The organism is Janthinobacterium sp. GW822-FHT07H10, assembly GCF_058798675.1.
Genome location: NZ_JBXAKS010000018.1, coordinates 1 through 19,901, shown reverse-complemented (window position 1 = coordinate 19,901; position 19,901 = coordinate 1). Strand labels below are relative to the sequence as shown.

The window sequence follows — 19,901 nt, the reverse complement described above, 5'->3', positions numbered from 1 at the left end:
TGGCGTTTCTTGCAAGCGGTCTGATCAATTCCAGCAGCGTTTTTTCTTCGCGCCGCGCCTTTTTGCCACATCGTTTGCGCTGCCGCATACCAGAGTCTTTGACCGCGCCTATCGTGTAGCTGGGCCGCCCGTTCCTGCGGTCCGTTTTGCGCGAGGGAGCACTTCATGGACAACGGAGGCCGCCGCAGGGCGACGATGGACGGCAGCAGCCTGGTCGAGGTGCTGGTGTCGCTGCTGCTACTGGCGCTGGGCTTGCTCGGCGCCAGCATATTGCAGCTGACTTCCCTGCGCGCGCGCCATGAGTCGGCGCTGCTGTCGGCCGGCGCCCAGCTGGCTTCTGGCATGGCCGAGCGCATGCGCGCCAATGGCGGCCTCCTGCATGGTCCCGACGCCAACAATCCCTATTTGAACCTGGCTTACGAAGCGGCGCCGGATGGTGCCGAACCGCCTGGCGGCGCGCCCGACTGCTTTGGCGCCGCCGCCTGCGGCGCGGCACAGCTGGCGCAATTCGACATCGCCGAGTGGAAACAGCAGCTGCATGCCGCCTTGCCCGGCGCGCGCCTGCTGATCTGCCGCGACGCCCAGGCATGGGACAGCGCCGCGCAAGGCTTGCACTGGGCTTGCAGCGGCGGCAAGGGTGCGCCCATCGTCATCAAGCTGGGCTGGCGCGGCCGCCGTCCCGACGGCAAGCCTGCCGTGAATGGGGCCGGCGAGTCGCTGCCCAAGCTGGCATTGCAACTGGGCGGAGGCGGCGCATGAATGCCGCACGACGCCGGCGTGGCGGCATGAGCCTGGTTGAATTGCTGGTGGCCCTGTCCCTGGCTGCCTTGCTGATGCTGGCCGCCAGCACCGTGCTGCTGGCGGCCAGCGGCAGTTACTTCGACCAGTCCGCCAGCGCGCGCCTGGATGACAACGGCCGCTATGTGCTCGATGCCATCGCCAGGGCCGTGCGCCAGACGGCGTACGTGAATTGGGACAGCAGCGCCGCGCCGGTCGCCCACGCGGCGTATGACAGCGCCAATATCGCCGGACTCGACGCGCACAGCCTGGACAAGAACAGCGAGGGCATCAGCCAGCCGCTGCCGGCCGCCGTGCATGGTAGCGACGTGCTGGCCTTGCGCTATTACGGCGCCGGCACGGGAGAGAACGGCGATGGCTCCGTCCTCAATTGCGCCGGCTTTGGCGTCGGCGCCGCGCAGACGGAGGCGCAGCGGGGCTGGAGCATTTTTTATGTGGCGCAGGGCGCCGACGGCGAGGGCGAGCTGCGCTGCAAGTACCGTGGCGCGAACGGCTGGGGCGCCGACGCCATCATCCGTGGCGTCGACACCTTCCAGGTCCTGTATGGCCTCGATACGGATACGCCGCCCGATGGCGTGGCGAACCAGTTCGTCAAGGCCAGCGCGCTCGACGCTTACGATGCGGCGCTGCTGCTGGTGGGCGCCAGCGCGGCCGAACGCCAGCGCGACTTTGCCCGCCGCACGCACTGGAAGCGCGTGGCCAGCGTGCGCGTGGCGCTGCTGCTGCATGGCGAGGCGGGCGAAGCGGAAAAGACCGGGCCAGCGCAGTTCGACCTGTTTGGTGCCGCGTATGCGGAGGCGCATGGCGCCAGCGACACGGGCGTGCGCATCGCACGTTCAGCCCTGCCTGCCGCCTTGCGGGGCCGGCTGCGGCACTTGCTGCAGACCAGCATCCTGCTGCGCAACGGGCCGGCATAGGCGGCACGATGGCCAGCGCTGGCGCCAGCTGCGGCTCACCGGTTTGCCTCCAGCGGGGCGCGACCCTGGTGTACGTGCTGTGCCTGCTGGTCGTGATCCTGTTGCTGGGCATATCGGCGGCGCAGATGGCATTGCTGGGCGAAAAGGCGGCTCGCGGCGAGCGCGACCGGCATATCGCGTTCCAGGCCGCGGAGGAGGCATTGATGGATGCGCAGAACGATATCGAAGGCTTGCCCGGCGCGCCAGGACGCAGCAGCCTGTTCGCGCCGGGCAGCGCGGCGGGATTCACTGTCGGCTGCGGCGATGGTGGCGAGCTGGGCTTGTGCCTGCCGGCGGAAAAGGGCGCGCCGGCGCTGTGGCTGAGCATGGAGCTGGGCGGTGCCGAGGCGGCCAGCGGGAGCGACGGGAACCGCGCCGTACCCTATGGCCGGTTTACGGGCGCGGCCATGCAGACGGGACAGGGCTTTTTGCCATTTCGCCGGCCCCGCTACATCATCGAGTTGCTGCCGTTTCACCTGCCCGGCGAAGAGGCGGGGGCCGTGATCGGCAGCCTCGCCACCGGCAATTATCTGTACCGCGTGACGGCCATCGGTTTTGGCGCGCAGGACAGCACGCAGGTGGTGCTGCAAAGCTATTACCGCAAGCAGGTAGCCGGAGCGGGGCCATGATCGCGCATCGGTATCAGCATCAGCCTCGGCATCAGTACCGGCATAGGTTGGTGCGGGTATGGTGGCGCGCTGGCCGGGCCTGGCTGGCGGCACTGTGCTGGCTATGTTGCAGCGTTGCCGTTGGCGCCACCACGCCCACGGTGGCGCTGGAGCGGGCCGACGTCGGCTTGCACGGTGCCCGCGTGCCGCCGAATCTGTTGCTCAACCTGTCGTTCACGCACGCTGCCGCCGCTGCAGCGCATGCAGGCGACTACGTGCCACAGCGCGACTACGCCGGCTACTTCCATGCGCGCATGTGCTACCGCTATCCGTATCGCAGCAAGGATGGCGTGAGCGTGCCGGACTTGCGCGTAGCGACCGCTTACTTCTCTGTCCTGAAGCCGGCCGACGCGCAGCATGGCTGTGGTGGCGATAGTTTCAGCGGCAACTTCCTCAACTGGGCTAGCGCCAGCATGCTCGATATCGTCCGTTATGCTCTGACGGGCGGCGACCGCGTCATCGACGAGGCGCGCAAGACGGTGCTGCAGCGCGCTTATCTGCCTGACAGCCAGGACGGCAACGATGCCATCGACTTTTTCGCCCATCCCGCCTTTTTCCCGTGCAAGGTCTTGCGCGAGGGCGTGGCGGCCGCGACACCGTTTGCGCTGGCGCAACTGGCCATCGTTTCCTGTCGCAACCGCCTGCTGTTTGGCGACGGCACGCTGCCGGCGGGCGGCAATTGCGACGTTCCCGGCGTAGCGGGCACTCACGGCGTGTTCCTGGCGCGGGTGCAGGTGTGCGATGTTACCGAAGGGCCGCTGCGCGATGACCTGTGCCTCTCGTATGGCAAGTACTACAAGCCGGTGGGCGCCGTGCAGCGCCATGGCGGCAGGGTGCGCGTGGGCGTGTTCGGGCACCTGAACGCCGCGCCGCCGGGCGCTGGCTATGTCTACGGCGGCGTATTGCGCGCGCCGCTGGCCCATGCGGGCAGCCAGCGCTGGGCGGCGCCCGATTTTTTACCGCAAGACAATCCCGAGTCCGCGTGGAATGCCGCCAATGGCGTGTATATTCCCCATGGCGCGGGCCATGGCGGCGGGGTGACCGCTTACATCAACGGCCTGGGGCGCAGCAATCTCCTGCATCCCGGCGCCTACGCCAGGGCGGCACCGACGGCCGAACTGCTGTACGAATCGCTGCGCTACCTGCAGGGGCGGCAAGCGAGCGCCGTGGTGCCGCCCGCCACGGCGCCGCCTGCCGTCGACGAAGGTTTGCCTGTCATCACCCAGTGGAGCGACCCGCTGGCGGCCAGTTGCCAGCGCCAGGTCGTCGTCAGCGTGGCCGACGCGGGCATGGCGGGCGATCGTTACGTGCCGGGCAATGTGCCGACAGCCAGTCCGCCCATGCATGCCAGCGACCGCGCCCGAGCGGCCGATGGCTATGCGCCGCCCGCGCTCGATGTCATGGCGTGGACGCGCGCGGTGGGCAAGCTGGAAAGCGAGGGCGGACAAGGCAACCCGGCGCCACGGCCTGAACTGGCCGGACTGGAGTTGGTGGCCGATGGGGCCGGTGGCGCCAGCTACCATGCGGCCGGCCTGGCGTACTGGTCGCATGTGCAGGTGCTGCGACCCGGCGCAGGGGGCAAGGGCGGCAGCGCGGTCGAACACCATGCGGGCGACTTGCGGCCGGGCGACCCGTCCGGCGCGCCGCCCGTCACTCCCTTGTTGCTGGCGGCCAAGTATGGCGGCTTTCTTGACGCGGACGGCGACGCCAATCCCTTCCACAGCGCGGCGGGCAGCGCGATGGATGAGTGGAGCGTGGATGGCCGCTGGCCCAGCCATTACCTGGCGGGCAGCGACGCTGCGGCCCTGATCGCCGGCGTGCGCGCCGCCTTCGTGGCCGCCGACAAGGGGACAGGCACGGCGGCGCTGGCCGGCCCCTCGCTGATGGCGCTGGCCAGCGGGACGGAGGAGGCGTACTGGTTTCACACGCGGATGCGCCTGGCCGATGGCGGCATGACCTTGTCGCGCACCGCGTTTGGCGTGGGCGCCGATGGCGGCATGCTTGCTGGCAAGCCAGTGTGGCGCACCGGCGAGCGCGACAAGGCCATGGCGGATGCTACGCCAGCGGCCTGGCGCCCCGTCTACACGCTCGATAGCCAGGGCGCCCTGATACCATTGACCTGGGACAAGCTCGATGCGCAGCAGCGCGCCGCCTTCGCTGGCGGCGGTGGCGCTGATGGGCAGGACGATGGCCAGGGAGAGGCGCGGCTCGCCTATCTGCTGGGCGGAATGCTGCACGAGGTGGGGCGGCCGGGCGGCTTCCTGCGCCGGCGATCAGACAACCTGGGTACGGCGCCTTATGGCAACCTCGCGTACGTGGGCGCACCGGCGCCGGGCATGCCGGGCGCGGATTACGCCTTGCATCGCAAGCTGCTGCTGCAGCGGAAAAGGATGCTGTACCTGGGCGCAAACGATGGCTTGCTGCATGCGTTCGACGCGCGCACCGGCAGCGAGCTGTACGCCTATCTGCCGCGTGCGCTGCTACGCCCCGCCGTGGCCATGGCGAGCACTCACTACAGTCCGGGCCCCATGCTGGACGGCGCCGCGGCCACGGCGGAAGTGCTGGTGCTGGGACACTGGAAGACAGTGCTGGTGTCCGGCATGGGGGGCGGCGCGCAGGGTGTGTTTGCGCTCGACATTACCGACCCGGCGCGCTTCGCGCAAGACGGGGCGCTGTGGGAATTTACGGACCGCGACGATAAGCTCATCGGCAACGTGCGCGCACCGCCGGGCTTTGCCCGCGTCAACATGGGCGGCAAGGATGGCGCGCCGGCCTACCGCGATTTTGCCGTGGTGGCCAGCGGCTACAACAATAGCGTGGACGATGGCAAGGATACGACGGCGCCAGCCTCTGCGGCCGCCATCTTCCTGCTGGCGCTGGACAAGCCGCCCGGCACGCCGTGGCTGTTGGGCAGCAATTACTACCGACTGAAAGTACCGGTGGACAGCGATGGCGATGGAGAGGAGGGCCCGGTCGCTGGTGCCGGTGTCGGCCTTGGCGCGGCAGCCACCGCCACCGCCCACGCGCTGGGGCCGCCCGCCCTGGTGCCGGGCAGCGACGGGGCGCTGGCCTACCTGTATGCGGGCGATTTGCAGGGCAATATCTGGCGCCTCGACCTGTCCATGGGGCCGCCGTGGAAGGATGGCGTGGGGCGCAAACGCATCTTTGTCGCGCACGATGCGCAGGGCCGGCGCCAGCCCGTGACGCAGCAGCTGAAAGTGGCGTATGCGACCGGCGGCGGCTATCTGCTGCTGTTTGGCACGGGCAAGCTGGTCGAGGCGGCCGACACCTGGCCGGCGGCCTTCCTGTCGCAGGCGTTTTATGCCGTCCATGACGACTTGCGCGAGCAGTCTCCCACGCGCACCCGTGCCGAGCTGGAGCGGCGCAGCCTGGGCGAGGCGGCGGGCGGCGTGCGCGTCGATGGCGCCGAGTTGCGCTACACGGGCAGCGATGCCATGCGCGGCTGGTATCTCGATTTTCTCGATACCGCGCAGACGGGCGAGCGCAGCATCCACAACCCGGTACTGGCGGCAGGCAAGGTGGTGTTCAATACCGTCTTGCCGGGGCGAGACCCGTGTGCGCGGCCGGCTACGCGCGTATACGTGCTCGACGTGCTCAGCGGTTTTGCCGCCGACGCCGCCGGCGTGGTACAGGCGGGTGCACAGACGGGGCAGTTGCACGATGGCCTGGCGCGCGGGCCGCCATTGGTGATGGAGCTCAACAGTACGGTGGCTGCCGCCAACGCGACGGGGCGTGCCGAGGGGAGCAAGGAACTCGCCGTACTGCAGCCGGGCTTGTCTGGCGCGGCCGGGCTCAAGGCGCTCAAGGTGGTCAGTGCGCCGCTGCCCGCTGGGCGCATCAGCTGGCGCGAGGTGGCGAACTGGCGTGAATTGCACGAGGCGGCAAAAAAGAAATAGCGTGGCGAGCGCTGGAAAGAATGTGAAATTGCCAATGGTGCAATGAAGAGCGTTGGCGAACATTGACAAGGCAAGGGCCGTGGGCGAAGTCAGGGCGCAGCTGGCGCGGTGGCGGCGCACGCGTCGTGGGCGCAGCGAGAAGGAGGGCGGGAAATGGCCGGGGCCGGGGCATGGAGATGGACAAGGCGGCAAGGCGGAACGCGAGCGACGATGTCCGGCGCAGGCAGTGGCGCTTGCCGCGAGGATCGGACCTGGCATCCGGTGTGTGCGCCGCGTTCCCGGTGCCGTGCCGCTGTGCCCGGTTTCAGCCTGATCGAGTTGCTGGCCGTGCTGGCGATCGTCGCCATGCTGCTGACGCTGGCCTTGCCTGCCTATCATGGTCATGTCGTGCGGGCCAAGCGCGTGCAGGGACAATCGGCCCTGTTGCGGCTGATGCAGCAGCAGGAACGCTATTACACGCAGAACAATCAGTATCTGGCCTTTAGTTCGGCATCGCTGGCGCCGCAGGCGCAGCAATTCCAGTGGTGGTCCGGCGAGGGGCCGGTGGGCAGCGCGGGCGGCAGCGCGTATGAAATCGAGGCGGTCGCCTGTCCGGACATGAGCATCGGCCAATGCGTGCTGCTGCGCGCCCTGCCGGGCACGGCGAAGGTGGATCCGCAGTTTCACGATCCCGAGTGCGGCGTATTGTCCTTGACCAGCATGGGGCAGCGCGGCAGCAGCGGCCCCGCCAGCCAGTGCTGGCCCTAGCCATGGCCGCGCCGGAGAGGGCACCGCTCATGGGTACACGGCTGAGGTACGCATGGCAGTTATGTGGAAGCGCTTTATCTTTCCGTGCGTGCGGCCAGCCACGCAGGGCAGGACATACCTTGCTGGAATTGCTGGCCGTGTTGTCGATCGCGGCGCTGCTGGCGGCAGCGGCCTTGCCCAGCCTGCGGTACTTGCTGGAACGCCAGCAGGTGCGCGTGGCCGCCACGGACCTGTTTTCCGCCATCGAATTGACTCGGGCGCAAGCGATGGCGCGCGGCCAGCGCGTGCTGCTGATGCCCGCCGGGTCCGGCGGCATGGATTGGCGCACGGGCTGGCTGGTATTTGTTGACAGCAATAGCAACCTGGCCTTCGATGGCGGCGACGAGCTGCTGTTCCGCCAGGGGCCGCTGGCGGCCGGCATCAGCGCCCAGTTCGCGTTTTCATCGGCCACGCCGCCGTTTTATATCGCCTACAATGGTGCGGGACGCAGTTGCAGCGCCACCAATAGCCTGGCGGCACGCTGGGGCACCTTGTCCCTGATTTTGGGAAAACAGGTGCGCCATATTAAAATCAATATGCTGGGCAGGGTACGAGTGTGCGATCCGCAGCAGCAGGCGGTCAATTGCAGCGGCGTGGCCGACAGCCAGTAGCTCGATATTGATGATGATCAAACCGCAGCAGCAGTTGCGCTACTTTTGATGGACACTCTATTGCTGGCATCCCTGAGTTGCCCCCTTGAGTTGCGCCATAGCTGCAGCATATAGTTGCGTCCCTTGATTACCTTTACACTCACCGTCAAACAAAGAAGCCTGTGGAAATACTCAACGATATAGATGGCATGCGCCTGGCGCTGGAATGGGCGGCGCGCGGTTTGTACACGACCTCGCCGAACCCCCGCATCGGCTGCGTGATCGTCAAGGATGGCCAGGTGATCGGCGCCGGCGTGACGCAGGCGGCCGGGCAGGATCATGCCGAGGTGCAAGCCTTGGCCAATGCCAGCGCGCGCGGCAACGATGTGCGCGGCGCCACGGCCTATGTCACCCTGGAGCCGTGCAACCACCATGGCCGCACGCCGCCATGCTCCGATGCGCTGGTGCGCGCCGGATTGGGGCGTGTCGTGGCCGCCATGACGGACCCGAATCCGCTGGTGGCGGGCCAGGGGCTGGCCAAGCTGGAGGCGGCCGGCATCGCCGTCACCACGGGCGTGCTGGCGGACGAGGCGTATGAGATGAATATCGGCTTCTTTTCGCGCATGCAGCGCGGCAAGCCGTGGGTGCGCATGAAAACGGCGGCCAGCCTGGACGGCATGACGGCTTTGCACAATGGCAAGAGCCAATGGATCACGGGGCCGGAAGCGCGCGCCGACGGCCACGCCTGGCGCGCGCGCGCCTGCGCCATCCTGACGGGCATCGGCACGGTCAAGGCCGACGATCCGCAGCTGAACGTGCGCGCCGTCGCGACGCCGCGCCAGCCGCGCCGCATCGTTGTCGACAGCCGCCTCGACATCAGCCTCGACGCGCGCATCCTGCAAGGGGGCGGCACGTGGATCGTGGCCGCCGTCGCCGATCCGGCAAAGGAAGCGCAGCTGCGGGCGCTGGGCGCGGAAGTCATCGTGCTGCCGAACGCGGCCGGCAAGGTCGACCTGGCCGCCCTGATGCTGGAACTGGGACGCCGGCAAATCAATGAAGTCCACGTCGAGGCCGGCTCCAAGCTGAACGGCTCGCTGATACGCGAAGGCTGCGTCGACGAGCTGCTCGTGTACCTGGCGCCCACCTTGCTGGGCGATGCGCAAGGCATGTTTTCCTTGCCCGCGCTCAGCGACCTCGACGGTCAATACCGCTTGCAGTTTCACCAGGTTCAGCAAGTCGGCGCAGATGTGCGTATCCTTGCCAGGTTCGGCGCGAGCACTTGATCAAGGCGGGGCAAGGGGCTGCCTGCCATGGCGTCCTATCCACGCTCTTCGGCAAGGCGCCGGCCCCGCACGTTGTACAGATGTTCCCGCCACCGTATTTATTACCTTCTTATTATTACCTTTTTAATTACTTCAATATAGGTTGACCATGTTTACAGGAATTGTTGCAGCCATTGGCAAGATTGAAACCGTGCAGCCGCTCGAAGGCGGCCTCGACGCAGGCGTGCGCCTGAACATCCACGCGGGCGGCTTGCCGCTGGCCGACGTGGCCCTCGGCGATTCGATCGCCATCAATGGCGCCTGCATGACGGTGGTGCAAAAATCGGACACGGGCTTTGCCGTCGATGTCTCGCGCGAAAGCCTCAATTGCACGGTGGGCCTCGATACCACCACGGAAGTGAACCTGGAAAAAGCCCTGACCCTGGCCGAACGCCTCGGTGGTCACCTGGTTTCCGGCCACGTCGACGGCCTGGGCATCGTGCGCAAGTTCGAAGCCGTGGGCGAGTCGTGGGAACTGGTCATCGAAGCGCCGCATGAGCTGGCGAAATACCTGGCCTTCAAGGGTTCCGTCGTCGTCAATGGCGTGTCGCTGACCGTCAACCGCGTGGAAGACCTGGGTGCGGGCGCCGTCAACGGCTGCCGCTTCTCGATCAACCTGATCCCGCACACGATCGCCATGACGACCCTGAAGCACTTGCAAGTCGATGGCAAGGTCAACCTGGAGATTGACCTGATTGCCCGCTATGTCGAGCGCATGTTGTCGCTGGATAAACAAGCATAAGCAGCTTGCCCCTCCGCATGCACCGCGCAGGGAGGGTGCTCCCGGCCTGGCAGTCGCCTGGGGCCTATGCCCATCGGGCGCATCCCGTGCCGGTTGCGCATCGGGAGCGCGGACGAGGCGTGAGGAAGACGCGTGGCCAGCCACGCGGCGACTTCCCGCTTCGGGGCGGCGCCAGCGGGGGATGCATTCATCTGCCGGGATAGGCGCTTGGCCGCCAAGCGTGTGTTGCTTTTCCTGCAGGCGCGCATAATAGGGCTTTCCCCTGTGGAGGCCAGTCATGGATCCGATCTCGCGCGCCACCTTGCCCAATATCATACCGGCAACACCCCGTGTCGGCGAAACGGCGCCGCTGGCGCCGGCCGTGCCCGTGCCCGCTGCAGGCGCGGCGGCAGCCATCTCCATCCTGTCGTCGACCCAGGTCGACATTTCCCCGCTGGGCCAGTTTTTGTCCGGCGTGGCCTTGTCGCGCCGCCAATTGCTGGCCTTGCAGGGCGCCACGGACGAGGCCCGGGCGGCAAATACGCCCGTGCATGTCAACGACGACTTGCTGGCGCTGGCGCGCCAGTTGACGGAATCGTTCGCCCAGCTGCAAACGAGCGGCATCGATGCCAGCCAGCTGGCGACGGCCGGCGATACGCCGGGCAGCCTGGCGCAGCGCTACGATTTGCTGTCGGGCGATGGCACGACGGGCGCCGCGGCTGCGCTGGCGCAGGACGGCAGCTTGCTCACGCAGGCGGGGCTGGCCCGCATCGGCATCGACTTGCGCAATGAAGAGGTGGATGCGGCCACCCTGCAGGCAGCGTATGCGGCCGACAGCAATGCCACTCTGAACGCCTTGCAGCAGGGAACGGACGTGCTGGCGCAGGTGGGGGCCATACTGGCCCAGCGGCAGGGCGCCCTCGTTGCTACTGCCGTGGAAGCCGATCTGAACGGTGAAGGAGTGGCGGCCAGTGCTGTTGTTGCGGGCCAAACGCCGGCGGCACAGGCTGCCGTGCTGGCCCAGACCCCCGCGGACGAACCGGCCATGGCCCCGCTGGATGCCTTGGGGCAGCGGCAGCTGGAAGTGCGGCAGCAGATGGAAACGGAGGAGTTGCAGCAGGACTTGCAAGAGGTGCAACAGCAGTCGGCGCCAGATGCCGCGCAATTGCCGTCCGCCACGCCCGCCCGCGCCCAGCTGGCGCAGGCAGGCGAGTTGCCAGCCCAACAAGCCCAACAACGCAGCGCCGATGTGCAGCGGCAACAAGCGTTGCAGAGCGATGGCGTGCAGGAGCGCTTGCAGACGCAGCGGACAGATAGCGAGCGCATCGATGCCCAGCGTATCGACGGGGAGCGCCAGGTGCGCCAGCAAGTCTCGGCGGGAGTGGAACCGTTGCGCCAGGAGCAAGTCCAGCAGACGCAATTGCAACAAGACCAGCGCCAGGAACAGGTGCGCCTGGCCGCCGACGAGGCGGTACGCACACAGCTGGCGGCCGACGACGCGCAGATGGCGGCGCGGGCGGCCGGCGAGCGGGCGCAGTCGCTGGCGCGCGAGGCGCAGGCCGATACCGATGCGGGCCTGGCGGCGGCGACGGCGCAAGCCCAGCTGGCGCAGCAAAATGCACAGGCGCAGCAACTGGCCACGCAAAACGCGGGCCAGGCCGTGCCGCCGCCGTCGTCGCAAGACCCGTCCGTGGCGGCGGCCATTGCCGCTTACAATTTGAATAACGCCGCCCTGAATCCCGGCCTGATGAACCGGCCGTTGCCGGCCAGCGACTCGCGTCTGCCGCTGGTGGCGCCGGTTGCCCCCGTGGAACCGGTCAAACCAGTGAACAAGGTTTGATATCAGCCAGATCGAATGTCAAGCAAGGTTTGATACAGGCAAGATTTCAGCCCAGGATGCGGCTTGCGCAGCAGTCAATGCCACGACTCAAGGCAATAGCGTGGCATCCAGGGTAATGTTGGCCTTAAGTAACTTCGACACGGGGCAGCCAGCCTTGGCCTTGCCCGTCAATTCCTCGAACCTGGCCTGGTCGGCGCCCGGTATCTTCGCTTTCAACACCAGGTGCACGGCCGTGATGGCAAAACCGTCATCGACCTTGTCCAGGGTCACCTCGGCCGTCGTCTCCATCTTTTCCGCCGTCAAGCCTGCTTCGCCAAGTATCAGCGACAGGGCCATGGTGAAGCAGCCCGCGTGGGCGGCGCCGATCAGTTCTTCCGGGTTGGTGCCGGGCTTGCCTTCGAAGCGGCTGGCAAAGCCGTAGGGATATTCCTGCAGCGCGCCGCTGCGGGTGCTGATGGCGCCCTTGCCATCCTTGATGCCGCCTGACCAGATGGCCGATCCGTTGGTTTTCATGCTGCCGCTCCTGTATGGGGTGTACCTGCAATGACGGGAAAGCGCCGGCGGCGGCTGGCGCGGCCGGGCGCAAGGGGAATCAGCGCCGTGGCGATGACTGGCTGATCTTATGCTCTTTGCAAGGCTGGCGGCGCGCGTTTTGGCCGCGCCGTTTGCGCTGGATCGAAGAATCGGCGCTTTGCCGGGCAGGCCGGGCTGCGGCTGCGGTGTTGCTGTGGCTACACTGTCTTATTTCAGGTCTGTCGACGCTAAATCCTTTAAAATAGCAGGTTATAAGAAAATTCCCGGAAATCCGCGGAATTTTTGCGCTTGATGTTTCAGGTTCAGGTTCAGTTTTTAGTTACATTAACAACGCCCGGCAAAACCGTAGCGAGCGGAAGGGACAGGTGGCTGAGAAGCGCAACCGTACGAAGGTACGGTGCGCATCGCAGGCCGCCTGGACCGACGCGCAGCAGGTTATTCCAGGCGTCATACGAGGATGAATAATGTCTATATCCAGCACCGAAGAGATCGTCGCTGAATTGCGCGCCGGCCGCATGGTGATACTGGTCGATGAAGAAGACCGGGAAAATGAAGGCGATCTGGTGCTTGCCGCCGATTTCGTGACGCCTGAAGCAATCAATTTCATGATCACGCATGCGCGTGGCCTCGTTTGCCTGACCTTGACGGAAGAGCGTTGCGACGAGCTGAACCTGTCGATGATGACCTCGCGCAATGGCACGGCCTACGGCACCAACTTCACCGTCTCCATCGAGGCGGCAGAAGGCGTGACCACGGGCATTTCCGCCGCCGACCGCGCCAAGACCATCCAGGTGGCTGTGGCCAAGGGCACGCAGCCCAGCGATATCGTCCAGCCTGGCCATATCTTCCCGCTGAAAGCGCAAAAAGGCGGCGTGCTGATGCGCGCTGGCCATACGGAAGCCGGCTGCGACTTGACGGCCATGGCCGGCCTGACGCCCGCCTCCGTGATTTGCGAAATCATGAAGGACGACGGCACCATGGCGCGCCTGCCGGACTTGCTGGTGTTTGCCGAGCAACATGGCCTGAAGATCGGCACGATTGCCGACCTGATCCATTACCGCAGCCAGACGGAGTCGCTGGTCGAGCGCGTTGCCGAGCGCACCCTGCACACGGCGCATGGCGAATTCCGCCTGATCGCCTTCCGCGACAAGCCGAGCGCATCGGCCCACCTGGCCCTCGTGCACGGCGACCTGGCCCCGGGCCTGGAAGCGCTGGTGCGCGTGCACCAGCCCGTTTCCCTGCTCGATGTGCTGGAAAGCGAGGCGACCACCCATTCGTGGACGGTGGCCGCCTCGATGGCCGCCATCAAGCGCTCCGAGCGGGGCGTGATGGTCTTGCTGAACTGCGGCGAGACGTCGGGCGAGCTGTTTGCCCAGTTTGCCGCGCTCGATACGCCGCAAGCCAAGCCGAAAGGCCGCGCCGCCAGCATGGATCTGCGCAGCTATGGCATCGGCGCGCAAATCCTGCGCGACTTGGGCGTGAGCAAGATGCAATTGCTGGCCAGCCCGCGCAAGATGCCGTCGATGGTCGGTTTCGACCTGGAGGTAACGGGTTTTCAGTGCCATCCTGGCCAGGATGCCTAAGCAAATCTACTGCGCGTCGTGGTTTGCGGCCTGCGATGCGCCCTGTACTGCCGTGCAGTTGCGCTTCTCGGCTGCCAATCACTGCCGCTCGCTACGATTTTGTCAGGCGTCGATGTGATACTAAATGAAGGCGACATGTGCGTGTCGCCCTGAACCACCAGATTAAAGAGGCTTATGATGACCGTAGGAACATATGAAACCAATTTTGCCGGCGAAGGTTTGCGCGTCGGTATCGTCCAGGCACGATTCAATGAAATCGTCGGTGGTGGCTTGCTGTCGGCATGCCTGGAAGAGTTGAGCAAGCTGGGCGTGGCCGATGAAGATATCCTGCACGTGACCGTGCCGGGCGCCCTGGAAATCCCACTGATTCTGCAAAAAATGGCAGAAACCGAGCAATTCGACGCCCTGATCGCACTGGGCGCCGTGATTCGCGGTGAAACCTACCACTTCGAGCTGGTATCGAACGAATCGGGCGCGGGCATCACGCGCGTCGGTCTCGATTACGGCATCCCCATCGCCAACGCAGTGTTGACGACCGAAAACGACGAGCAGGCGGAAGTGCGCATGCTGGTCAAGGGAGCGGAAGCGGCACGCGTGGCAGTGGAAATGGCTAATCTGGCGCAAGCGCTGGAAGAGTTGCAGGACGCCGACGAAGACTAAGCGCATGTGACAAGAATGCCATGGCGGCGTTGCGAGGCCTAGCCGTACTTTCGTACTGTGTTCGGCCTCGCGCCTTGCCCTGACATCCTTCTCACGCACGCTTGAGCTGTGGCTGCGCTGCCTAAAGGCGCACCATAGTGTCTCGCCGGAATTTGTAGTGAACAAGTACTTAAGAACAGGTAACAATCATGACTGAGAAAAATTTGCTCGCCAATCCCAGCAAAAACCGCACGCCGCGTCACCGCGCGCGCGAGTTTGCGCTGCAGGGCTTGTACCAGTGGCTGTTGAATAATGAAGATGCGACCACCGTCGTGAACAATATTCGCGCCGCGCATGGCTTCGACAAGGCGGACGGCGATCACTTCACGGTGCTGCTGTACGGCACGATCAAGGATTCGCTGGCGCTGCGCGACAGCATGGCCCCATTGATCGACCGCAATATCGCGGAACTGTCGCCAATCGAACACGGCATCCTGCTGATCGGCGCGTTCGAGCTGAAGAACAACATGGAAATCCCGTACCGCGTCGTCATCAACGAAGCGGTCGAGCTGGCCAAGTCGTTTGGCGGTATCGACGGCCACAAGTATGTGAACGGCGTGCTGGACAAGCTGGCAGTGAAATTCCGCGAGGAAGAAGTCAACGCCAACAAGCGCAAGTAATATATGTATACATCCTGCGGCTGGGCCGCACGGATGCAAAAAGGGCAGACTGCAAAGTCTGCCCTTTTTGTTTGTGAAGCGCTGTCAACATATGGCCTCGCGCCTGTTCGCGGGCCTTGGCGGCCTCTTTCGACCGTGGAGGGAAGCCAGACACCGGCTCTGTCGGTACGGCGAAGGTGGTGTGTACTGCGCCCGCCGTCGCTAGTGAGCGGGCCGCGCAACTGGTCCGAAGAGCGTGCGCCCAGCAAGCCGTACGCCGCGGGGCAAGAAAAAAGCCACCGGCACGTGCGTGCGGTGGCTTTTTTGCTGGATGCCCCTGTGAGGGCTTTTAAAGGGTCACAGGCCGGCGATCTCGTTATGCGGTGCAATCTTGATGGTAATGCTGCCGCTTTCCTTCGGCAGGGCAGGCGCCTGGGCTGGCGCCGGCGTGTTCGATGCCATCACCGGCGTTGTCGTCGGCACGCGCTGGCCGGCGGACACTTGCTTCAGGCGCCGGTATTCGGCCAGCACGCGCGAGCCGTAGCCCGAGTCGGTGGCGAAGTTGGCGGCGCCGACATAGGTTTTCAAGCCCGCTTCGACGGAACCGCCACGCGTGACGTAGTCTTTCAGGATCAGCGAGCCGACACGGATGTTGGCCACCGGATTCAAGGCCGCTTGCACGCCGCCCATTTCCTGGAAGCGCTCGTGGTGGATTTTCGACATGACCTGCATCAAGCCCTGCGCGCCCACTGGGCTTTCGGCGAACGGGTTAAGGCCCGATTCGATGGCCATCACGGCCAGGATCAGCAGCGGGTCGAGCTTGATTTCACGCGCCGTCAGGTAGGCCGTCGAGACGAGCATATTGGTCGCGTCGTTGGCCACGCGGTAGCGCTTGGAGAGCCAGTTGGTGACCCATTGCTGCTGCTTTTGCGTGCCCAGCAAGGCTTTTTCTTCCTTCGTCAGCGGTGCATCGTTGACGGCGGCCGTTTGCACGGAAGCAGGCGCTTCCATCAGTGCCGACAGGGCCGGTGCTTCCACGGCTTGTGCTTCTGCCATCGGCAGCGGGAACAGGCTGTGCGTCAGCTGCTTGCCCAGGTCCGGGCGGAACATCAGCAGGGCGATCAGTGCAAGTGCGGAAATGCCAAAGACTGTCAGTGTGTGTTGCGCCGTGGTCAAAACGCCACGTGCTGAAATGGCCGTTGCGCGGGCGCGCAAACGCGCCAACGCTGGCTGGCCAGCCACGGTTGAAGCAGGCAAAGCTGCTTCAGTGCTACGATGAGTCATAGAGTTCCCCGAAATGTCGCGTCAACAGGCAGTCCCTCCGCGGTCTCGCGGTGTTGTGGGTACTGCCAATGCCGTGCATCAGAAATATCATCGTTTCCGCCGCGTATGGATGCGTGCGAGAAACGCCGTCATTGCTTGCCTGAGCTGATCGGTCCCTTTTGGTATTGGATCAGTCGCAATACAACTTTTACCGGGGGTAAGGCAGACGCCTTTTGAAAACACTCCTTAAAATGTCATGTGGAGCCCCGACTCCGTGAATGAAGGAGAGACGCTAAAATCAAGCTCTGGGCCGGCGTCCTCTTTCAAGTTGGGCGAATTGTAGAAGCCGTTTTATATCAAGTCAATACTAACGAATCGTTTCTTTATTACTTTTATGTCTTACTTTTTGACTTGCATTGTGCCAAAAGCCAATAAAATCAATTACTTGGCATAGATCCTTCAGCAACGGCGTCCGACGTCAAAAAAAATTAAAAACACATGAAATATTCAGATTTGCGAGATTTTATTTCTCAACTGCAACAAATGGGTGAACTTAAGCCCATTTCAACGCCCATTTCACCGATTTTGGAGATGACGGAGGTTTGCGACCGCACCCTGCGCGCGGGCGGACCGGCCTTGCTGTTCAACCATCCGACGGGGCACACGATGCCGGTGCTGGGCAACCTGTTCGGCACGCCGCGCAGGGTGGCGCTGGGCATGGGCGCCGAGGACGTCAGCGAACTGCGCAAGATCGGCCATGTGCTGGCGCGCCTGAAGGAACCGGAGCCGCCGAAGGATTTCAAGGATTTGCTGGGCCTGGGCTCGCTGGTGAAATCCGTGTGGGACATGTCGCCCAAGGAACTGCGCGGCGCGAAATGCCAGGAAATCGTCTGGGAAGGCAATGACGTCGACCTGGCGCGCCTGCCGATCCAGCATTGCTGGCCCGGCGACATCGCCCCCCTGATCACGTGGGGCCTGGTGATTACCAAGGGCCCGAACAAGAAGCGCCAGAACCTGGGTATTTACCGCCAGCAAGTGCTGGGGCGCAATAAGGTCATCATGCGCTGGCTGGCGCACCGGGGCGGCGCGCTGGACTTCCGCGAGCACGCCATCCAGAGCAAGGGCAAGCCATATCCGATCGCCGTCGCGCTGGGCGCCGATCCCGCTACTATATTAGGTGCCGTGACGCCGGTGCCGGACAGCCTGTCCGAATACCAGTTCGCCGGCTTGCTGCGCGGCAGCCGCACGGAGCTGGTGAAGGCCATCGGCAGCGAGCTGCGCGTGCCCGCGTCGGCCGAGATCGTGCTGGAAGGCCATATCTATCCGGACGAAAACCATCCGAGCGGCTACGAGCATGCGCTGGAAGGGCCGTATGGCGACCACACGGGCTACTATAATGAACAGGACAGTTTCCCCGTGTTTACCATCGACCGCATCACCATGCGCCGTGACCCGATTTACCACTCCACGTATACGGGCAAGCCGCCGGACGAGCCGGCCGTGCTGGGCCTGGCGCTGAACGAAGTGTTCGTGCCGCTGCTGCAAAAGCAGTTCAGCGAGATCACCGACTTTTACCTGCCGCCCGAAGGCTGCAGCTACCGCATGGCCGTGGTGCAGATCAAGAAACAGTACGCGGGTCACGCCAAGCGCGTGATGTTCGGGGTGTGGAGCTTCTTGCGCCAGTTCATGTATACCAAGTTCATCGTCGTCGTCGACGAGGACGTCGATATCCGCGACTGGAAAGAGGTCATCTGGGCCATCACCACGCGCGTCGACCCGATCCGCGACACGACCCTGGTCGACAACACGCCGATCGACTACCTGGACTTCGCCTCGCCGATCAGCGGCCTGGGCAGCAAGATGGGCATCGACGCGACGAATAAGTGGCCGGGCGAAACGACGCGCGAGTGGGGCACGACGATCGCCATGACGCCGGAAGTGAAGGCGAAGGTGGATGGCATCTGGCAGGAGCTGGGCTTGTAGGGACTACGTAGGTCGGGTTAGCGCTTGCGCGTATGCCGACGTTGCGGCGCTTGCAGGCTCATGGTGGGCATACTCAGCAGTGTCGGCTTACGGCCTGCGGCCTAAGCCGACCTACGCCGACCTACGCCGACCTGCGCAGGAAATGATTGCGCCCGATACGGCAACTTCCCCAATCTTGCGCAGGTCGGTTATAATTGTCCCCGGCGGGCCCCTGCGCATCGTGGCATGGCTAACCTGGTCAGGTCGGGAACGAAGCAGCCACGGCTATTAACCATGAGTGCCGCAGATCAGGCTCGCCTCCTTCGGGAATGTTTTATCAGGATCGACAATCAAGCTGCCATGGGCAGCTTTTTTGTTTTATGGCCTCTTTTTCTTGCCAGGCCGCGGCATTGCCGGGCTTGTCCCTTTTTGCATAAATAGTCGCGGGGCATGTTATACAATTGCTGCTTTGCCGCGTCTGCCAGATTTGAATGGCCCGGCCATGAGGCTTGCGCCCACCGCGCAGGATCACCCGCAAAATCGCATGGTAAAATCTCAGCATGTCCTATCAAGTCCTCGCCCGTAAATACCGCCCCAAGAATTTCGAGACGCTCGTCGGCCAGGAGCACGTCGTGCGCGCGCTCACGCATGCCTTGCACAGTGGCCGATTGCATCACGCCTACCTGTTCACGGGCACGCGCGGCGTCGGCAAGACGACCCTGTCGCGCATCCTGGCCAAATCGCTCAATTGCATCGGCCCTGACGGCACGGGCGGCATCACGGCCCAGCCGTGCGGCCAGTGCGAAGCGTGCACGGCGATCGACGCGGGACGTTTTGTCGACTATATAGAGATGGATGCGGCGTCGAACCGCGGCGTCGATGAAATGGCGCAGCTGCTCGAGCAAGCCGTATATGCGCCAAGCAATGCGCGCTTCAAGGTCTATATGATCGATGAGGTGCACATGCTGACGAACCACGCGTTCAATTCCATGCTGAAGACGCTGGAAGAGCCGCCCGAGCATGTCAAATTCATCCTGGCCACGACGGACCCGCAAAAAATACCCGTCACCGTGCTGTCGCGCTGCCTGCAGTTCAACCTCAAGCAGATGCCGCCCGGCCACATCATCAGCCACCTGGACAATATCCTGGGGCAGGAGGGCATCGCCTTCGAACAGCCGGCCTTGCGCCTGCTGGCGCAGGGCGCCCACGGTTCCATGCGCGATGCGCTGTCGCTGACGGACCAGGCTATCGCGTATGCGGCCGGCGAAGTGACCCTCGATGCCGTGCAAGGCATGCTGGGGGCGCTCGACCAGTCCTACCTGGTGCGTCTGCTCGACGCGCTGGCGCAGCAGGATGGCGCCGATCTCCTGGCCGTGGCCGACGAGATGGCCTCGCGCAGCCTGTCGTACAACGGCGCGCTGCAAGACTTGGGCACCTTGTTGCACCGCATTGCGCTGGCGCAAAGCGTGCCGGCGGCCTTGCCGCAGGATCTGCCCGAATACGCGGACATCGTGCGCCTGGCCGCCGCCTTCGATGCGGAAGAAGTGCAGCTGTTTTACCAGATCGCCGTGCATGGCCGCAATGAACTGGGCCTGGCGCTCGATCCATCCAACCCGCTGTATGGCGATACGGATGGCGACGCCGTCGTCAGCCTGAGCAAGGG

16 protein-coding genes and 1 other RNA gene are annotated in these 19,901 nt (G+C 64.6%); 15 read left to right on the top strand and 2 right to left on the bottom strand.

What is annotated here, in order from left to right:
* Positions 1-165: 165 nt before the first annotated feature.
* From pilV to AC1RDJ_RS26035, 9 genes are all read left to right on the top strand, one after another.
* Positions 166-759, top strand: coding sequence for a type IV pilus modification protein PilV (gene pilV / locus AC1RDJ_RS26075; RefSeq protein WP_493029173.1), 594 nt, complete (start codon positions 166-168; stop codon positions 757-759).
* A complete protein-coding gene (locus AC1RDJ_RS26070; RefSeq protein WP_493029172.1) occupies positions 756-1,715 on the top strand; it encodes a PilW family protein in 960 nt (319 codons plus the stop codon). The genes pilV and AC1RDJ_RS26070 overlap by 4 nt, the downstream gene beginning before the upstream one ends.
* 8 nt (positions 1,716-1,723) lie before the next feature.
* Positions 1,724-2,383: a pilus assembly PilX family protein gene (locus AC1RDJ_RS26065; RefSeq protein ID WP_493029171.1), complete on the top strand. Its 660-nt coding sequence runs from the start codon at positions 1,724-1,726 to the stop codon at positions 2,381-2,383.
* 50 nt (positions 2,384-2,433) lie between these two features.
* Complete coding sequence (locus tag AC1RDJ_RS26060) at positions 2,434-6,339, top strand: pilus assembly protein (protein ID WP_493029170.1); 3,906 nt, start codon at positions 2,434-2,436, stop codon at positions 6,337-6,339.
* A gap of 294 nt (positions 6,340-6,633) precedes the next feature.
* Entirely contained in the window at positions 6,634-7,086 is a 453-nt protein-coding gene (locus AC1RDJ_RS26055; protein WP_493029169.1) for a type IV pilin protein, read from the top strand.
* 29 nt (positions 7,087-7,115) lie between these two features.
* A complete protein-coding gene (locus AC1RDJ_RS26050) occupies positions 7,116-7,736 on the top strand; it encodes a GspH/FimT family protein (protein ID WP_493029168.1) in 621 nt (206 codons plus the stop codon).
* Positions 7,737-7,924: 188 nt separating this feature from the next.
* A complete protein-coding gene (ribD, locus tag AC1RDJ_RS26045) occupies positions 7,925-8,998 on the top strand; it encodes a bifunctional diaminohydroxyphosphoribosylaminopyrimidine deaminase/5-amino-6-(5-phosphoribosylamino)uracil reductase RibD (RefSeq protein WP_493029212.1) in 1,074 nt (357 codons plus the stop codon).
* A gap of 148 nt (positions 8,999-9,146) precedes the next feature.
* Positions 9,147-9,779 carry a riboflavin synthase gene (locus AC1RDJ_RS26040; protein WP_289889278.1) on the top strand — a complete coding sequence of 211 codons (633 nt, stop codon included), beginning with the start codon at positions 9,147-9,149 and terminating at the stop codon, positions 9,777-9,779.
* A 277-nt stretch (positions 9,780-10,056) separates the two neighbouring features.
* Positions 10,057-11,598, top strand: coding sequence for a hypothetical protein (locus AC1RDJ_RS26035; RefSeq protein WP_493029167.1), 1,542 nt, complete (start codon positions 10,057-10,059; stop codon positions 11,596-11,598).
* 87 nt (positions 11,599-11,685) lie between these two features.
* Here AC1RDJ_RS26035 and AC1RDJ_RS26030 read toward each other — a convergent pair whose 3' ends face one another.
* Positions 11,686-12,111 carry an OsmC family protein gene (locus tag AC1RDJ_RS26030; RefSeq protein WP_071324695.1) on the bottom strand — a complete coding sequence of 142 codons (426 nt, stop codon included), beginning with the start codon at positions 12,109-12,111 and terminating at the stop codon, positions 11,686-11,688.
* Between the two features lie 485 nt (positions 12,112-12,596).
* Here AC1RDJ_RS26030 and ribBA point away from each other — a divergent pair, with 485 nt between their 5' ends.
* The 3 genes from ribBA (at position 12,597) to nusB (ending at position 15,034) form a co-directional block, all read left to right on the top strand.
* Positions 12,597-13,715, top strand: coding sequence for a bifunctional 3,4-dihydroxy-2-butanone-4-phosphate synthase/GTP cyclohydrolase II (gene ribBA / locus AC1RDJ_RS26025; RefSeq protein ID WP_071324694.1), 1,119 nt, complete (start codon positions 12,597-12,599; stop codon positions 13,713-13,715).
* A gap of 177 nt (positions 13,716-13,892) precedes the next feature.
* The gene (ribH, locus tag AC1RDJ_RS26020) at positions 13,893-14,375 is read left to right on the top strand and encodes a 6,7-dimethyl-8-ribityllumazine synthase (protein WP_071326615.1); all 483 of its coding nucleotides are present in this window, start codon (positions 13,893-13,895) and stop codon (positions 14,373-14,375) included.
* Positions 14,376-14,563: 188 nt separating this feature from the next.
* Positions 14,564-15,034 (top strand): transcription antitermination factor NusB, encoded by a 471-nt coding sequence (nusB, locus tag AC1RDJ_RS26015; RefSeq protein ID WP_071324693.1) that lies wholly within the window; start codon positions 14,564-14,566, stop codon positions 15,032-15,034.
* 336 nt (positions 15,035-15,370) lie between these two features.
* On the opposite strand, the gene AC1RDJ_RS26010 is transcribed toward nusB, so the two are convergent.
* Entirely contained in the window at positions 15,371-16,297 is a 927-nt protein-coding gene (locus tag AC1RDJ_RS26010) for a lytic transglycosylase domain-containing protein (RefSeq protein ID WP_071324692.1), read from the bottom strand.
* 477 nt (positions 16,298-16,774) lie between these two features.
* Between AC1RDJ_RS26010 and ubiD the strand changes: the two genes are divergently transcribed.
* From ubiD to dnaX, 3 genes are all read left to right on the top strand, one after another.
* Positions 16,775-18,259 (top strand): 4-hydroxy-3-polyprenylbenzoate decarboxylase, encoded by a 1,485-nt coding sequence (ubiD, locus tag AC1RDJ_RS26005; RefSeq protein WP_083411947.1) that lies wholly within the window; start codon positions 16,775-16,777, stop codon positions 18,257-18,259.
* 202 nt (positions 18,260-18,461) lie between these two features.
* Positions 18,462-18,560, top strand: an RNA gene (gene ffs / locus AC1RDJ_RS26000) — signal recognition particle sRNA small type.
* A gap of 238 nt (positions 18,561-18,798) precedes the next feature.
* On the top strand, positions 18,799-19,901 hold a 1,103-nt coding region (gene dnaX, locus AC1RDJ_RS25995), incomplete at its 3' end, for a DNA polymerase III subunit gamma/tau (RefSeq protein ID WP_493029165.1).

Bases quoted from the DNA above. Each gene is read 5' to 3' on its own strand.
- pilV (WP_493029173.1), top strand. From the start codon at position 166: ATGGACAACGGAGGCCGCCGCAGGGCGACGATGGACGGCAGCAGCCTG.
- AC1RDJ_RS26070 (WP_493029172.1), top strand. From the start codon at position 756: ATGAATGCCGCACGACGCCGGCGTGGCGGCATGAGCCTGGTTGAATTG.
- AC1RDJ_RS26065 (WP_493029171.1), top strand. From the start codon at position 1,724: ATGGCCAGCGCTGGCGCCAGCTGCGGCTCACCGGTTTGCCTCCAGCGG.
- AC1RDJ_RS26050 (WP_493029168.1), top strand. From the start codon at position 7,116: ATGGGTACACGGCTGAGGTACGCATGGCAGTTATGTGGAAGCGCTTTA.
- ribD (WP_493029212.1), top strand. From the start codon at position 7,925: ATGCGCCTGGCGCTGGAATGGGCGGCGCGCGGTTTGTACACGACCTCG.
- AC1RDJ_RS26040 (WP_289889278.1), top strand. From the start codon at position 9,147: ATGTTTACAGGAATTGTTGCAGCCATTGGCAAGATTGAAACCGTGCAG.
- AC1RDJ_RS26035 (WP_493029167.1), top strand. From the start codon at position 10,057: ATGGATCCGATCTCGCGCGCCACCTTGCCCAATATCATACCGGCAACA.
- AC1RDJ_RS26030 (WP_071324695.1), bottom strand. From the start codon at position 12,111: ATGAAAACCAACGGATCGGCCATCTGGTCAGGCGGCATCAAGGATGGC.
- ribBA (WP_071324694.1), top strand. From the start codon at position 12,597: ATGTCTATATCCAGCACCGAAGAGATCGTCGCTGAATTGCGCGCCGGC.
- ribH (WP_071326615.1), top strand. From the start codon at position 13,893: ATGACCGTAGGAACATATGAAACCAATTTTGCCGGCGAAGGTTTGCGC.
- nusB (WP_071324693.1), top strand. From the start codon at position 14,564: ATGACTGAGAAAAATTTGCTCGCCAATCCCAGCAAAAACCGCACGCCG.
- AC1RDJ_RS26010 (WP_071324692.1), bottom strand. From the start codon at position 16,297: ATGACTCATCGTAGCACTGAAGCAGCTTTGCCTGCTTCAACCGTGGCT.
- ubiD (WP_083411947.1), top strand. From the start codon at position 16,775: ATGAAATATTCAGATTTGCGAGATTTTATTTCTCAACTGCAACAAATG.